A 13,136-nucleotide genomic window follows, 5' to 3' on the forward strand; every position below is an offset into this window, starting at 1 on the left:
CACGCCTGTGCAACCTTATCCCTCCGATACCTCAACCATGCGCCTGGACCGTCCCCCCGTATTCGCCCTGCAGTCCCGCAGCGGCAACCACCTCGTGCTGGCCAGCGACGGCGCCGCCGTGGCCCACATCTGGGTTCTTGAAGAAGACATCGTGCGCGTGATGCTGCTGCCGCAAGGCCGCCCACAGATGCCGCGCAGCTGGACGGTGGCGCCCGGCCTGGAAAACCTGCCCGCCGAAGGCCGCGACCGGTTTGACGTGAGCGGTTTTTCGCTGCCCACGTTTGCGCTTGAGCAGGACAGCGCGCAGCTGCGCATCAGCACCGCCGCCGTGCGCCTGAGCATCGCGTTCGAGGGTTTTTTCTGTCGCTGGGAAAGCCTGCACCAGGGCCGCTGGCAGGCCAGCGCCGCCGACCGCCCGACTCAAAGCTACAACTTCGGCTGGTGGGACGACAAGGTCTACCACTATTTGCAGCGCGAGCGCGGCGAGGCCTACTTCGGCCTGGGCGAACGCGCCGGCGACGCCAACCGCGCAGGCCAGCGCTACCGCATGTGCAACCTGGATCCCATGGGTTACAGCGCGCGCAGCACCGACCCGCTGTACAAACACATCCCCTTCTACATCACGCGCAAGGGCGGCGCGAACGATGCGGGCCTTTGCTACGGCCTGTTTTACGACACCCTGTCCGACTGCAGCTTCGACATGGGCCGCGAGATGGACAACTACCACGGCCACTATCGCTATTTCGTGGCCGACCACGGCGACCTCGACCTGTACTACATCGCCGGCGACGGCCCGGCCGCCATCACACGCCGCTACACCTGGCTCACCGGCCGGCCCATCTTCCCGCCGCGCTACGCGCTGGGCTATTCGGGCTCGACCATGAGCTACACCGACGCGCCGAATGCGCAGGAGCGCATGGGCGAGTTCCTCGATCGCTGCGCGGAACACGACATTCCCTGCGATTCCTTTCACCTCTCGTCGGGCTATACCTCCATCGGCCCGGGGCGCTACGTCTTTAACTGGAACCGCGACAAATTTCCCGATCCCGCGCGCTTTGTGCAAAGTTACCTGGCGCGCGGCGTGCGCCTGGTGCCCAACATCAAGCCCGCGCTGCTCAGCAACCACCCCCGCTTCGAGGAAGCCCGGCAGGCCGGCCTGCTGGTGCAGGACCCGGACGGCCGGCCCACCCCCATCCAGTTCTGGGACGGCACCGGCGCCTACCTCGATTTCACCAACCCCAAGACCATCGCGTGGTGGAAGAAGCAGGTCACCGAGCAACTGCTGCAATACGGCATTCCCGCCACCTGGAACGACAACAACGAATACGAGATCTGGAGCGACAAGGCCATGGCCCACGGCTTCGGCGCACCGCGGCCCGCGCGCGAAGCGCGCCCGCTGCAGACCCTGCTGATGATGCAGGCCTCGCACGCCGCGCAGACCGAGTTCGCGCCCGCCGAGCGGCCCTACCTGGTGTCGCGCTCCGGCGCCGCCGGCATGCAGCGTTATGTACAGACCTGGTCGGGCGACAACTACACGGCCTGGGAAACCCTGCGCTACAACATCCGCATGGGCCTGGGCCTGGCCATGTCGGGCGTGTCCAACACTGGGCACGACATCGGCGGTTTCTCCGGGCCAGCGCCCGGGCCCGAGCTGTTGCTGCGCTGGGTGCAGCATGGCATCTTCCTGCCGCGCTTCAGCATCCATTCATGGAATGACGACAAGACCGTCAACGAACCCTGGATGTACCCTGACGTCACGCCGCAGATTCGCGAGCTGATCCGCCTGCGCTACCGGCTCATGCCTTATCTGTATGACCTGGTGTGGCGCTACCACAGCGCATATGAACCGATCATCCGGCCGACGTACCACGACTTCCCCGAAGACGCTCGCTGCCTGGAAGAAAACGACGACATGCTGCTGGGCGCCAATTTGCTGATCGCGTCCGTGGTCGAGCCCGGCCAGACAGCGCGCCAGGTGTGGCTGCCCGGCACCGGGGGCTGGTATGAGGTGCACACGGCGCGGCACTTCGACGCCGGCCGGTCGGTGACGCTGGAGGCGCCGCTGGACGGCCCGCCGCCCTTGCTCGCGCGCGAAGGCTGCGCCATACCGCTGAACTTTGGGGAAATCCATTTCGCGAGCGTCAAGGATGTACGGGGCTTCCAGGTCTTTCCTCACCGAGGTGAGGGTGTTTTCGAAGCGACCTGCTTTGAAGACGACGGCCACACCCAGGCATCGCGCAGCGGCGCTTATGGGCAGTGGCGCCTGCGCGTTGAATCCACCGCGCAAGGGTTGCACCTCGCGGTCTTCCGCGAGGGCGCAAGGCCGCCCAAGCAGGACAGTCTGGTCTTGCTGCTGCCAGCGGCCGAGCAACGCCCGCTTGGTTTCGCCGGCGGGGCGCTGGCAGGAGACAAACTGGAAGGCGCCTGGAGGCGACTGAGCCTGAAGCTCTAGCCTGGCACAGCACGGGTGCTGTGGCCGAGACTGCCATAGACCCTTGTGACTTGACTCATTGAACCCACCGACACTTCTGATGAGATTGGCCACGAGAGCTCTTGCTCCGGCCGTCTCTGCCTCATTCGGGAGGTCGCCGCCGGAGCCTCAAGGGCCGGTCAGCCACTGGCGCAGCGACTGGATCACCGGCGCCTTGGCGCGCTCATGGGTCGTCACCAGAAAGTAATTGCGCGGCGAAATGAAGGGCTTGTCGTTCAGCTTGACCAGGCGCCCGGCCTGCAGCGCCGATGCGCTCACGTAGTCTGGCACCAACGCGACGCCCAGACCGGCCTCTGCTGCCGTCAATGCAAGCGACAGCAGACCGTAGTGGGCGCCCGGCATCGGGACTTCCACAGACGCACCCAGCTGCCGCAGGTAGGCCGGCCATGAGTTGGGTGCCATGGTCTGGTGCAGCAAGGGCAGCGCGGCCATTTGCGTGCCCGTCAGCGGCGCCGCCAGCCGGCTCAAGGTGGGCGCCGCAAGAGGAAAGGAGTGCAGGGGGTGCAGCAGGTCGGCCACGCAGCCGGGCTCCGGCCCTTCGCAGTGGATGATGGCCGCGTCCAGCCCCGAGTCGCGCATGCTGATGGGCCCGGTATGCGTGGCCACGTCCAGCTGGATCTGCCGGTGCGCGATGGCAAAGGCACACAGCCGCGGCATAGCCCATAGCGTGCCAAAGGTGGTCGGCACAGACAGCCGCAATATCTTGCCGGGCATGGAGCCCATGGACGCAGCGATGGTTGCTGACTCCAGCTCGTCCAGCAGGGTGCGCACCCGCCGCAGGTAGCTGGCACCGTCGACCGTCAGTTCCATCCCGCTGGTTGTGCGCCGGCACAGGGCAACGCCGACAAAGCCCTCCAGGTCCGACAGCTGGCGGCTCACCGCGCTTTGCGTCAGGCCCAGTTCATCCGCTGCGGCAGTGATGCTCAGGCGCCGTGCAATCACCTCGAAGGTGTTGAGGTTGACGATGGAGGGCAGGTGGCGTTGCGTCGGATATTTCATGGCAGTTACGGCCATTATTGGCATGGCGTCCGTTCGCCCGCAATGGAAAAGGCTGCGCCGGCATGAAATAAATGCAGGGGGGCATGCGTTTATTCCGTTGGACAGGCTGGCGTGCATGCCTGATATTCCGGGTGCCCCAGTGGGCAGCCCATCAAGAACAGAACGTTGGAGTCACAGATGCTGAAATTTCAAACACGCCATGCGCTGCTGTTGGCGGTGGCCGCGCTGGCCGGCACCGCCCTGGCGGCAGACTGGCCCGCCGTCCAGCCCATCAAGCTGATCGTGCCCTCGGCCGCCGGCGGCACGCCCGACCAGACCAGCCGCAAACTGGCCTTCTACCTTCAGGACAAGCTCAAGCAATCGGTGATCGTCGAGAACCGCCCCGGTGCGGCAGGCACCATTGCCATGCAGGCAGTGGCCACAGCCAAGCCCGATGGCTACACGCTGGGCTTCGGCAACATCGTGACCATGGCGATCAACCGCGGCCTGATCGCCAAGATGCCCTACGACCCCGACAAGGACCTGGTGCCGGTGGCCGTGCTCTCGCAGGTGCCCAATGTGCTGGTGGTCCGCCAGGGCCTGCCCGCAGGCTCGGTGCGCGAGTTGATCAGCTATGCCAAGAGCCAGCCGGGCCGCCTGGCCATGGGCTCGGGTGGCAACGGCACCACCAGCCACCTCAGCGGCGAAATCCTCAAAGAGAAGGCTGGCATCAGCTTCAACCACATTCCCTACCGCGGCGCGCCGCAGGCGCAGACCGACCTGGTCGGCGGGCAGATCGATTTCATGTTCGACAACCTGCCGTCCATGGTGGGCGCCATCAAGTCCAACAAGGTGCGTGCGCTTGCGGTCACCAGTAAGCGGCGCTCGGCGCTGCTGCCCGATGTCCCGACGATGGAGGAGGCGGGCATTGCCGGGTTCGAGGTGGTGGCCTGGGGGGGTATTGTGGCGCCTGCCGGCACCCCCCGGCCCGTGGTCCTGCGCCTGAACCGCGAGATCAACAACTGGCTGCAGGCACCTGCGACCAAAGCCGAATTCGCGCAAGTGGGGCAGGTCGCGCTCGGCGGAACGCCCGAGGCTTTCAAGGCGCACATCGACAGCGAGGCCAAAAAATGGGGTGACGTCATCCGTAACGCCGGAGTGAAGCTTGACTGAGCTTGCTTGCCTTCTGGCGTAGACCTGCTGCCGCGTGTCTGCCATTCGCTCCACACCCGCTTGCGCTGACAGGCGCAACCACATACCAAAACACGCCCCAAGGACAAGCATGCCCAGTTCCCCCGTCCCCGCTACCCAGGTTCTCGCGCACTGGGCCGCCACGGTCCCCCATCAATGGGGTGAATCCACCCTGCGCACGGCGGAGCACTCCCTGGAGGACACCATTGCTGCCATGGTGGCCGGTGCCGGGGACCCGGTTTGCGCCTCGGTACGGGCGGGATTGCGCGCCATCGCGGGTCCGGTCCCGATGGTGGGCAGCAGCACCGGGACTTGTGCCGCCTTCAGCGCGCTGGCCAACGGCACCGCCGCCCATGCACGGGAGCTGGATGAGATGTTTTTCGTCGCTGGCGGCCATTTTGGCTGCGCTGTGATCCCAGCCCTTCTGGCACAAGCCCACGAGATCGACGCCACGCTGGACGCAGTGCTGGACGCGCTGATCGTCGGGAGTGAGGTGATGGCCCGCGTCGGGATGGCGATGGACCGGTCCCATGCCGAAAAAGGCTGGCATGGCACTCAAACCATTGGCGTGATTGCTGCCGCAGCCGCTTGCGCCAGGCTGCTTGGGCTGGACGCTGGCAGGATGGCGCACGCCCTCAGCCTGGCCGTTTCCATGGCGGCTGGACCCAAGGTCCAGTTCGGCACCGACACGAAACCCGTGCATGCCGGACTGGCGGCTCAAGGCGGTGTGCTGGCCGCATCGCTTGCGGCCTCAGGCGTCACCGGCAGCGACAAAGCCCTGGAAGGCCCGCATGGTTTCGGGGCACTCTATGCCGGGAGCTTGGCGGCCGACTGGCGGTCCATGACTGCAGTCAACGATGGCCCGCTGGCGATCGACAGCCACGGCCTGGGATTCAAGCTGTATCCCAACTGCGCGTCCACACACCGCTGCCTGGACGCGTTGCATGCCCTCGCCACCGAACACCGATTCGGCATGGAGGACGTGGAGCGTGTCGAAACACGGGTCGGGCGCGTCAACCTGGTGAACCTCAAATATCCGGAACCCCGGGATCCGCGTGAGGCCATGTTCTCCATGCCCTACGCGGTGGCAACGATGCTCCGTTACGGCACAGTCACGTTGGCCGACTTCACGCCGCAAGCGGTGCAGGACGATGCGACGCGACGCCTCATGCCACGCGTCGAAATGCGCCTGGATTCGACGCGCGGAGAAACCGCGACGGAACTGCTTCCCCACACCACCGTCGTGACCCTGAAGGACGGACGACACCTGCAGCGCGTAGTTCACCACGCCAAAGGGTCATTTCTGAATCCGTTTTCGGCGTTGGAGCGGCAAGCCAAATTCGAACAATGCACAAGGGGCATCCTTCCGCAAGAGCGCTTGGTACCCCTTCGCGACAACCTGGCTAGCCCGCAAGGCGTCAAGGTCCGTCCACTGCTGGCACTACTCCAGTTCGAAGCTCAGGTCGACGACGGTACGCGTTTTGGCCGACTGCGAGGCGGGTCGGGCACGCCTCATTGACCTCCCATTGAATTCAGCCCCTGCTCAGGCAGACCCGAACCTGACGGTGGCCGCAGCACAAAAGGAACTCTCACCATGCGCAACCGTTGTTTATCGTTGGCTTTCGTCAAGATACTGATGGCACTGACCGTGGTGGGCTTTTTGACGGGAGCCGGTCCGATATTCGCCGCAGAGATCGTAGTGGGCCAAGTCGGCCCCATGTCAGGGCCGGAGGCCGGCCAGGGCCGCGCTTATGCCGCCGGCATGCAATTGCATTTCACCGCCATGAACAAGGCCGGCGGTATCAACGGTCATAAGTTCACACTCTTACGCAAGGATGATGGAGGAGTGCCCAACGACACGGTGACTTTGACCAGGCAGATGATGGCTGAAGATAAGCCGCTGGTCCTGGCCGGCTACTTTGGCGGCAAGAATGTCGCCGACCTGGTGTCTGCGGGGGTTTTGGCAAAAGAGAAGATCGCCCTGGTGGGCTACCGTACTTCGGAGATTCAGCCGGACGCTCCATATCTGTATGGCGTGCGGGCAGGCCTGCGCGACGAGATTTCCAAACTCATTGAGCATTTGGCCACCATTGGGATCAAGCGCCTGGGGTTGTTCCATGAGGCTGGGCCGGGCTCGACTGCGGCAATCGCCGCGGCCGAGGACGCGGCCAGGAAAGTCAAGGCAACGATCGAAGGACGCGCCTCCTACGTCGCCAACACGGTCAACGTCACCGATGCCGTGGACACCTTCATCAACATGCAGCCGCAGGCGATCATCATGATTTCCAGTGGGGCTGCTGCGGCCGGCTTTATTGAGAAGTACCGTATCGCTGGTGGCGCGGCTCAACTGCTTGCACATTCGGGTGCCGACATCGAGCAGCTTTCGAAGCGGCTGTCTCCGGAGCAGATGCAAGGTGTGACTATCGCCCAGGTGACGCCAAGTCCGTACAAGGTCTCCAGCCAGCTGGTCAAGGAATTTACCGACACTGCGGCCAGGACACGCAACCTGGAGGTGCCTGTGAGCTACGCCATGATGGAGGGCTACATCGCCGCTCGCGTCATCTCTGAGGCGATACGTCGCCAAAGCGGCAGGCCCAGCCGCGAAGGGACCGTTCTGGCCTTGGACAGCATGAGCAGTTTTGACCTTGGTGGTTACGTGATCAGCTTTAAACCTGGACAGCACTCCGGCTCCAGCTTTGTCGAGCTATCCATCGTCACCAGTACCGGCAGGATCCGTCAATAGTTGAAAAAACTTGCCTTGGATCAGCGAGGGACTTGCATTCACAACCAGCTCTTTCATAGGGTGTATCAAGAATTTCGCCAAGAGCATGGTATGAAGTCAGTGCCTGGTTTTTCTTGTCACAAAAGTCAGGCGGAGTCTGGTCGAAAGTTAAACAAGCTAATTCCGGCTTTATGGCCAAATCATTGGTTTAGTCGTCCAGGTGCTTGCAGAGGACCAGCGGGAAGGCGCCTGGCGGCGGCTGACCCTGAAGCTTTAGCCTGGCGGCGCGACCGCGGCGCCTTCTATGCCATGGCGCGCCAGGGCTTCGGCCACAAAACCGCTGGCCTTCATTTCTTCGACAAAGGCCCTCAGCGCATCGGCGGCCGCTTCGCCGCGCGTCTTGGGCACGCCCATGGCCTGCCGTATCACCATGAAATGGCCCGGCAGCAGGCGCAAGCCGCCCCTCTGCCGGGCATCGGCCTCCAGCTGCTGCTTGACGCCGGCCGCGACATCAAGGTTTTGTTCCACAAAAGTGGCCACCGTGGTCGGCGAGCTTGGCGCCCTGACGATTTCGGCATGCTTGAGCTCCCGGGTCAGAAACAGGTCATAGGCGCTGCCCAGGCCAACCGCCACGCGGCGGCCGGCCTGGTCCACCTCTTCATTCGTGCTTAACGGAGATTCCTCGCGCACCAGGTAGCAGCCCTCGATCAGCACATAGGGCGCGGTGAACGCAATCTCTTTGCCGCGCACCGGGTCGATCGCAAAAAAACCGAAATCGGCGCGCTCCTCGTTCACCGCCTGCACGGACTTGCCCGCGGTGTCCATCACCACCAATTCCAGGGGCACCCCCAGCCGTAGCGCAAAGGCTTTCGCCAGGTCTATGGACACGCCGAAGGGCGCGCCCGTGGCCGGGTCTGCATTGGCGAGGATGGGATTGCCCAGGTTGATCGAGGCGCGCAGCGTTCCGGTCGGCGCGAACAGCTTGGCAAGCGAGGCGTTGGTAGCCATCGGGGTTTCCTTTTTCAGGTGGCGAGGATTTTGGTGATTTTCTTCGGATTGTGCAGCGTGTTGGAAAGGCACTGTTTATTGCGCCTGCGCCCCGGCAGACCGAGCAGATTCAAGGGGACCAGATCCTAGCCTGCATGACTTTGCACCTTGTAGACCTGCCAGGATCCGGACTTCTGCTTGCGCAGGTAGAAGCGAACCGAGCAGTCAAAAAAGTCGACGGTGACTTCTGGTGGATCCGGATCTGTGTTGCCGGCCAGGCGGCGAAGGCGGTTGCCTTTGGTCTGGAAGGGCGTGAACGAGGTTGGGTTGACACAGCGGCGCAGCCGGTCTTTCCAGCCTGGGTCGGCGGCCGCGTTTTCGATGTAGGCGTGGGTCGCTGCGATGGCTTCCACCGGCCTGTGTTCGAGCTTGACCCAGAAAGCCAGCAGGGTCGTGCCGGCGAAGAAAACGGCGAGGGTGGAAATGACGGCTTTGCGCATCAAGCTGTGCTTCCTCGCGTTTTCCTGCTCAGCCCTTGCCTAAGGGCGGCTTTCCAAACAAGGTCGACGCGTTGCTGATCGGCCCCAGCTCGGCACTCGCGGCCTGTAGCGCCGGCGCCAGCTCATGCATGCGCTCGCCGGTGAGGCGCGTGCGTGGCCCCGCGATGCTGATGACGCCGATGGCCGCCTTGCGGTGGAACACCGGCACGGCCATGGCCGACATGCCCGGCGCAAACACTTCGTCGATCATCGCGTAGCCGCGCACCCGCGCCGCGTGCAGGAAGCCGAGCAGCGCCTTGATGGTGGTGGGTGCCTTCGGCCCGTATTGCGCCGGTGTGCCGAAACCTTGTTTGCTGACGAGTTCCAGCGCGCGTTCGTCGCTGAGCGTCATCAGCCAGGCGTGCCCGGACGAGGTGCACGACAGGCGCACATCCATGCCCATGTCCGGGTCGTAGCGCAGGCCCGACTGCCGCTGGCCCTGCGCCTTGGCCACAAAGGTGAGGCGGTCTTCGTCGACGATGGACAGTCGCACCAGCTCGCCCGAGGTTTGCGCCAGCCGTTCCAGCAGCGGCTCGGCGATGTTGACGATGCCTGCGCTGCTCAGAAAGCCCAGCCCCAGCGACACCACCTTGGTCGTGAGCACGTACTCGCCCTGTTTGCGGGCCTGGCGCACATAGCCCAAGCGTTGCAGGTCCACCAGCACGCGGTGGCAGGCGCTCAGCGGTATGTCCAGTTCCGTCGCGATCAGCGACAGCGGCGAGCCCTGCGGGTAGTGCGCCAGGTGCTCCAGCACGGTGAAGCCGCGGTCAAGGGCATTGCTCATATCGTCATGTGGAAAGAGTTTCCAGTCTGGAAAGATTGTGGCACAGCGGGGCAAGAATCGGGTCGCGTCCATGAAAGGCCCCTGCGAGGAATGCCATGCCATCGAAAGTGATTTACGTTTTAAACGGGCCCAACCTCAACCTGCTGGGCGTGCGCGAGCCGCATCTCTACGGCTCCACGACGCTGGCGCAGGTGGAGCAACTGTGCCGCCGCGTGGTGGACGAGCTGGGCTATGCCTGCGAGTTCCGGCAGACCAACCATGAGGGCGTGATGGTGGACTGGGTGCAGGAGGCGCGTGAGAAGGCGGCCGCCCTCGTCATCAACCCGGCCGGGCTGTCGTTTCGCTCCATCCCGGTGCTGGACGCGCTCAAGACGCTGGACCAGCCGATTGCCGAGGTGCATGTCACGAATATCCACCGCCGTGACGCGCTGTACCAGAACTCGCTGGTGTCGCTGGCGGCCACAGGCGTCATTTGCGGCTTCGGCCCGTTCGGTTACGAGCTGGCGCTACGGGCGCTCGCGCAGCGCCTGGCCTGTATGTAGAGCCCGATTGCTTCACCCGTCACTTCACCCAATACATAAAGGAGACAACCATGAACCATTCCATCCAACGCCCCATCGCCCGGCGCTCGCTGCTGGGTGCGGGCGCCATACTGGCAGCCGCCGCCAGCCTGCCGGCCTGGGCCCAGGCCCCCGCCACCATCCGCTTCGCCGCCGTGTTCTCCGACAAGGACATCCGCGCCGAGATGATGAACCAGTTCGCGAAAGAAGTCGCTGCTGACTTCAAGGTCGAGATGCACCTGAACTCCACGCTGTTCCGCCAGGGCACCGAGCTGGTCGCGCTGCAGCGCGACAACCTGGAGATGGGCAATATCGCGCCGCAGGACATTTCCAAGCAGGTGCCGGCCTGGTCCATCCTGACCTCGGCCTACCTGTTCCGCGATGCCAACCACCTCAACACCTTCTTCGCCAGCGAGCAAGGTGCGCAGATGAAGAAGATGGTGGAAGACCAGCTGAAGGTGAAAATCCTCGGCCCGACCTTTTTCGGCACGCGCCACGTCGGCCTGAAGGGCAAGAAGAAGATCAACACGCCCGCCGACCTGGCCGGTGTGAAGCTGCGCATGCCCCCCGGCGACGCCTGGCAGCTGCTGGGCCGCTCGCTGGGCGCCAACCCCACGCCCATGGCCTACGCGGAGACCTACACCGGCTTGCAGACCGGCGCCATCGACGGCCAGGACAATCCTCTGCCCAACGTGCAGAACATGAAGTTCAACGAGGTGATGGGCCAGCTGGTGCTGACCTCGCACCTGGTGGGTTTTGACGTGCTCACGGTCAACATGAAGACCTGGGCCGGCATGTCGCCGGCCAAGCAGCGCGCCTTCCAGGCCGCAGCGGACAAGGCCATCGCCTGGAGCACCGCCGAGCACCAGAAGCGCGAGGCCGAACTGGCCGAGAGCTTTCGCAAGGGCGGGCTCGATGTCTACGTGCCCAACATCGCCGCCTTCCGCGAGCATGCGCAGAAGGTGTACCTGGCCTCCGACGAAGCCAAGGCCTGGCCGGCCGGCCTGCTGGCGCAGATCAACGCCATGAAGTGACACGCCGCCCATGCTGACCCGTATCCTGAAACCGCTGCACCGCTTCGCCGAAGCGGTGGCGGCCGGCCTGCTGGCGGTGATCTTTGTTGCCTTCCTGGTGCAGATCGTCATGCGCTACCTGTTCAACTGGCCCGTGGGCTGGACCACCGAGCTGTCGCTTGCGGCCTGGCTGTGGCTGGTGCTGTGGGGCGCGGCCTTTGTGCTGAAAGACGACGAGGAGATCCGCATCGACTTGCTTACCTCGCGCGGGAGCTACCGCACGCGCCGGGTGATCGGCGGCGTCGTGGCAATCGCCATCATCGTGCTGTTCGGCATGTCCTTGCCCGGCGCGTGGAGCTATGTCACCTTCATGAAGGTCGAGAAGAGTTCCTACCTCGGTGTCCGCATGGACATCACCTATTCCATCTACATTGTTTTCGTCGTGGCGGTCATCCTCCGCGCGGTGCGCCAGCTGATACGCGGGCCTGACAAAGCCACCCGCGACATGCCGTCTTCAGCGTCCGCCCTATGAATCTTACAAGTCCCTTTTCGCTGGCGATCATCGCCATCGTCGCCCTGAGCCTGCTCGGTGCGCCTATCGGCCTGGCCATGATCGCCGGCTCCGTGCTCTACCTCTCCATGAAAGGCATGGACGTCGGCGCCGCGGCCGAGCAACTGCTCAACGGCACCTATTCCAGCTTCCTGTTGCTGGCCATCCCGCTGTTCATCCTGGCCGCCACCTTCATGAGTACGGGCAGCGTCATGGACCGGCTGCTGCGCTTTTGCAATGCCATCGTCGGCCGCTTCCCGGGCGGCCTGGCGCAGGTGAACGTGCTGCAGAGCGTGGTCTTCGCCAGCATGTCGGGCTCGGCCCTGGCGGACGCCGCCGGTTCGGGCAAAGTCATGCAGGTGATGATGACCCGCGAGGGAAAGTACACGCCGGGCTTCGCCGCGGCGCTGAGCGCCGTGTCGTCGGTGATCGGGCCCATCCTGCCGCCGTCCATACCCATGGTGCTGTATGCGCTGGTGTCGGGCACGTCCATCGGCTACCTGTTCATCGGCGGTGTGCTGCCCGGCCTGTTGCTGGGCGTGGTGCAGATGGTGCTGATCTGGTTCCAGGCCAAGCGGCGCGGCTTCCCGGTGGAGGAGAAGGTGCCGCTGTCCGAGATGCCGCGCATCACCAAAGAGGCCTTCCCTGCGCTGATGCTGCCGGTGATCCTGCTGGGCTGCCTGTACAGCGGCATCACCACGCCGACCGAGGCGGCGGGCGTTGCGGCCGCCTACGCGTTGCTGATTTCCGCCGGCCTGTACCGCAGCATGCGCTGGTCTGATATTTACGATTCGCTGCTGTCCAGCGCGAAGATGAGCATCTCCATCGGCATGCTGATCGCCGGTGCGCTGGTGTTCAACTATGTCATCACCTCGGAAAATATCCCCACCTACCTGAGCGGCATGCTCAAGGGCCTGGAAATGACGCCGCTCACCTTCCTGCTGCTGGTCAATGCCATCCTGCTGGTGCTGGGAGCCTTTCTTGAAGGCTCGACCATCATCCTGATCATCCTGCCGGTGCTGCTGCCCACCGCGGTGGCGCTGGGCATCGACCCGGTGCATTTCGGCGTGATGGCGGTGCTCAATATCATGATCGGGCTGGTGACGCCGCCGTATGGGCTGCTGCTCTTCATGATGATGAAGATCGCCGATGTCTCGTTCTCCGAGCTGATGGTGGAGGTCTGGCCCTACCTGCTCGTCATGCTCGGCGCATTGGCGCTCGTGACCTTCTGGCCGGGCATGGTGCTGTGGCTGCCGCGCATGGCGGGATATACGGGCTGACTACATATTCCGCCGGTATTGCCCGCCCACCTCGAACAGCG

General features: G+C 64.2%; 12 protein-coding genes. 8 read left to right on the forward strand and 4 right to left on the reverse strand.

What is annotated here, in order from left to right:
* Positions 1-37 precede the first annotated feature (37 nt).
* The gene (locus PMI15_RS03640; RefSeq protein ID WP_007863828.1) at positions 38-2,452 is read left to right on the forward strand and encodes a glycoside hydrolase family 31 protein; all 2,415 of its coding nucleotides are present in this window, start codon (positions 38-40) and stop codon (positions 2,450-2,452) included.
* 147 nt (positions 2,453-2,599) lie between these two features.
* On the opposite strand, the gene PMI15_RS03645 is transcribed toward PMI15_RS03640, so the two are convergent.
* Positions 2,600-3,490: a LysR substrate-binding domain-containing protein gene (locus PMI15_RS03645; RefSeq protein WP_007863830.1), complete on the reverse strand. Its 891-nt coding sequence runs from the start codon at positions 3,488-3,490 to the stop codon at positions 2,600-2,602.
* Positions 3,491-3,667: 177 nt separating this feature from the next.
* On the opposite strand from PMI15_RS03645, the gene PMI15_RS03650 reads away from it, so the two are divergent.
* The 3 genes from PMI15_RS03650 to PMI15_RS03660 all read left to right on the forward strand — a co-directional run bounded on the left by PMI15_RS03650 (position 3,668) and on the right by PMI15_RS03660 (position 7,403).
* Positions 3,668-4,642 (forward strand): tripartite tricarboxylate transporter substrate binding protein, encoded by a 975-nt coding sequence (locus PMI15_RS03650; RefSeq protein WP_007863832.1) that lies wholly within the window; start codon positions 3,668-3,670, stop codon positions 4,640-4,642.
* Positions 4,643-4,751: 109 nt separating this feature from the next.
* Positions 4,752-6,179: an MmgE/PrpD family protein gene (locus PMI15_RS03655; RefSeq protein WP_007863834.1), complete on the forward strand. Its 1,428-nt coding sequence runs from the start codon at positions 4,752-4,754 to the stop codon at positions 6,177-6,179.
* A 75-nt stretch (positions 6,180-6,254) separates the two neighbouring features.
* Complete coding sequence (locus PMI15_RS03660) at positions 6,255-7,403, forward strand: ABC transporter substrate-binding protein (protein ID WP_007863836.1); 1,149 nt, start codon at positions 6,255-6,257, stop codon at positions 7,401-7,403.
* 252 nt (positions 7,404-7,655) lie between these two features.
* Here the strand turns inward: PMI15_RS03660 and PMI15_RS03665 are convergent, their stop codons facing one another.
* From PMI15_RS03665 to PMI15_RS03675, 3 genes are all read right to left on the reverse strand, one after another.
* Positions 7,656-8,390 carry an ABC transporter substrate-binding protein gene (locus PMI15_RS03665; protein ID WP_007863838.1) on the reverse strand — a complete coding sequence of 245 codons (735 nt, stop codon included), beginning with the start codon at positions 8,388-8,390 and terminating at the stop codon, positions 7,656-7,658.
* A gap of 125 nt (positions 8,391-8,515) precedes the next feature.
* Positions 8,516-8,869, reverse strand: a complete 354-nt coding sequence (locus PMI15_RS03670) for a hypothetical protein (protein WP_007863840.1) — start codon at positions 8,867-8,869, stop codon at positions 8,516-8,518.
* Between the two features lie 28 nt (positions 8,870-8,897).
* Positions 8,898-9,692 (reverse strand): IclR family transcriptional regulator, encoded by a 795-nt coding sequence (locus PMI15_RS03675; RefSeq protein ID WP_007863842.1) that lies wholly within the window; start codon positions 9,690-9,692, stop codon positions 8,898-8,900.
* Between the two features lie 95 nt (positions 9,693-9,787).
* Between PMI15_RS03675 and PMI15_RS03680 the strand changes: the two genes are divergently transcribed.
* The 4 genes from PMI15_RS03680 to PMI15_RS03695 are packed head-to-tail and all read left to right on the forward strand — an operon-like array spanning position 9,788 to position 13,095.
* Positions 9,788-10,234, forward strand: a complete 447-nt coding sequence (locus tag PMI15_RS03680) for a type II 3-dehydroquinate dehydratase (protein WP_007863845.1) — start codon at positions 9,788-9,790, stop codon at positions 10,232-10,234.
* Between the two features lie 50 nt (positions 10,235-10,284).
* Positions 10,285-11,286 carry a TRAP transporter substrate-binding protein DctP gene (dctP, locus tag PMI15_RS03685; protein WP_007863846.1) on the forward strand — a complete coding sequence of 334 codons (1,002 nt, stop codon included), beginning with the start codon at positions 10,285-10,287 and terminating at the stop codon, positions 11,284-11,286.
* Between the two features lie 10 nt (positions 11,287-11,296).
* Positions 11,297-11,797 (forward strand): TRAP transporter small permease, encoded by a 501-nt coding sequence (locus PMI15_RS03690; RefSeq protein WP_007863847.1) that lies wholly within the window; start codon positions 11,297-11,299, stop codon positions 11,795-11,797.
* On the forward strand, positions 11,794-13,095 hold the full coding sequence (locus PMI15_RS03695) for a TRAP transporter large permease (protein ID WP_007863848.1): 1,302 nt from the start codon (positions 11,794-11,796) through the stop codon (positions 13,093-13,095). The genes PMI15_RS03690 and PMI15_RS03695 overlap by 4 nt, the downstream gene beginning before the upstream one ends.
* The last annotated feature ends 41 nt before the right edge of the window (positions 13,096-13,136 follow it).

Origin of the sequence: Polaromonas sp. CF318, assembly GCF_000282655.1 — a bacterium.
Classification (GTDB): domain Bacteria; phylum Pseudomonadota; class Gammaproteobacteria; order Burkholderiales; family Burkholderiaceae_C; genus Polaromonas.

What these genes read in the sequence shown, in the direction of transcription:
- PMI15_RS03665 (WP_007863838.1), bottom strand. Translation starts at nt 8,390, where the DNA reads ATGGCTACCAACGCCTCGCTTGCCAAGCTGTTCGCGCCGACCGGAACG.
- PMI15_RS03670 (WP_007863840.1), bottom strand. Translation starts at nt 8,869, where the DNA reads ATGCGCAAAGCCGTCATTTCCACCCTCGCCGTTTTCTTCGCCGGCACG.
- PMI15_RS03645 (WP_007863830.1), bottom strand. Translation starts at nt 3,490, where the DNA reads ATGAAATATCCGACGCAACGCCACCTGCCCTCCATCGTCAACCTCAAC.
- PMI15_RS03690 (WP_007863847.1), top strand. Translation starts at nt 11,297, where the DNA reads ATGCTGACCCGTATCCTGAAACCGCTGCACCGCTTCGCCGAAGCGGTG.
- PMI15_RS03695 (WP_007863848.1), top strand. Translation starts at nt 11,794, where the DNA reads ATGAATCTTACAAGTCCCTTTTCGCTGGCGATCATCGCCATCGTCGCC.
- PMI15_RS03675 (WP_007863842.1), bottom strand. Translation starts at nt 9,692, where the DNA reads ATGAGCAATGCCCTTGACCGCGGCTTCACCGTGCTGGAGCACCTGGCG.
- dctP (WP_007863846.1), top strand. Translation starts at nt 10,285, where the DNA reads ATGAACCATTCCATCCAACGCCCCATCGCCCGGCGCTCGCTGCTGGGT.
- PMI15_RS03680 (WP_007863845.1), top strand. Translation starts at nt 9,788, where the DNA reads ATGCCATCGAAAGTGATTTACGTTTTAAACGGGCCCAACCTCAACCTG.
- PMI15_RS03650 (WP_007863832.1), top strand. Translation starts at nt 3,668, where the DNA reads ATGCTGAAATTTCAAACACGCCATGCGCTGCTGTTGGCGGTGGCCGCG.
- PMI15_RS03640 (WP_007863828.1), top strand. Translation starts at nt 38, where the DNA reads ATGCGCCTGGACCGTCCCCCCGTATTCGCCCTGCAGTCCCGCAGCGGC.
- PMI15_RS03660 (WP_007863836.1), top strand. Translation starts at nt 6,255, where the DNA reads ATGCGCAACCGTTGTTTATCGTTGGCTTTCGTCAAGATACTGATGGCA.
- PMI15_RS03655 (WP_007863834.1), top strand. Translation starts at nt 4,752, where the DNA reads ATGCCCAGTTCCCCCGTCCCCGCTACCCAGGTTCTCGCGCACTGGGCC.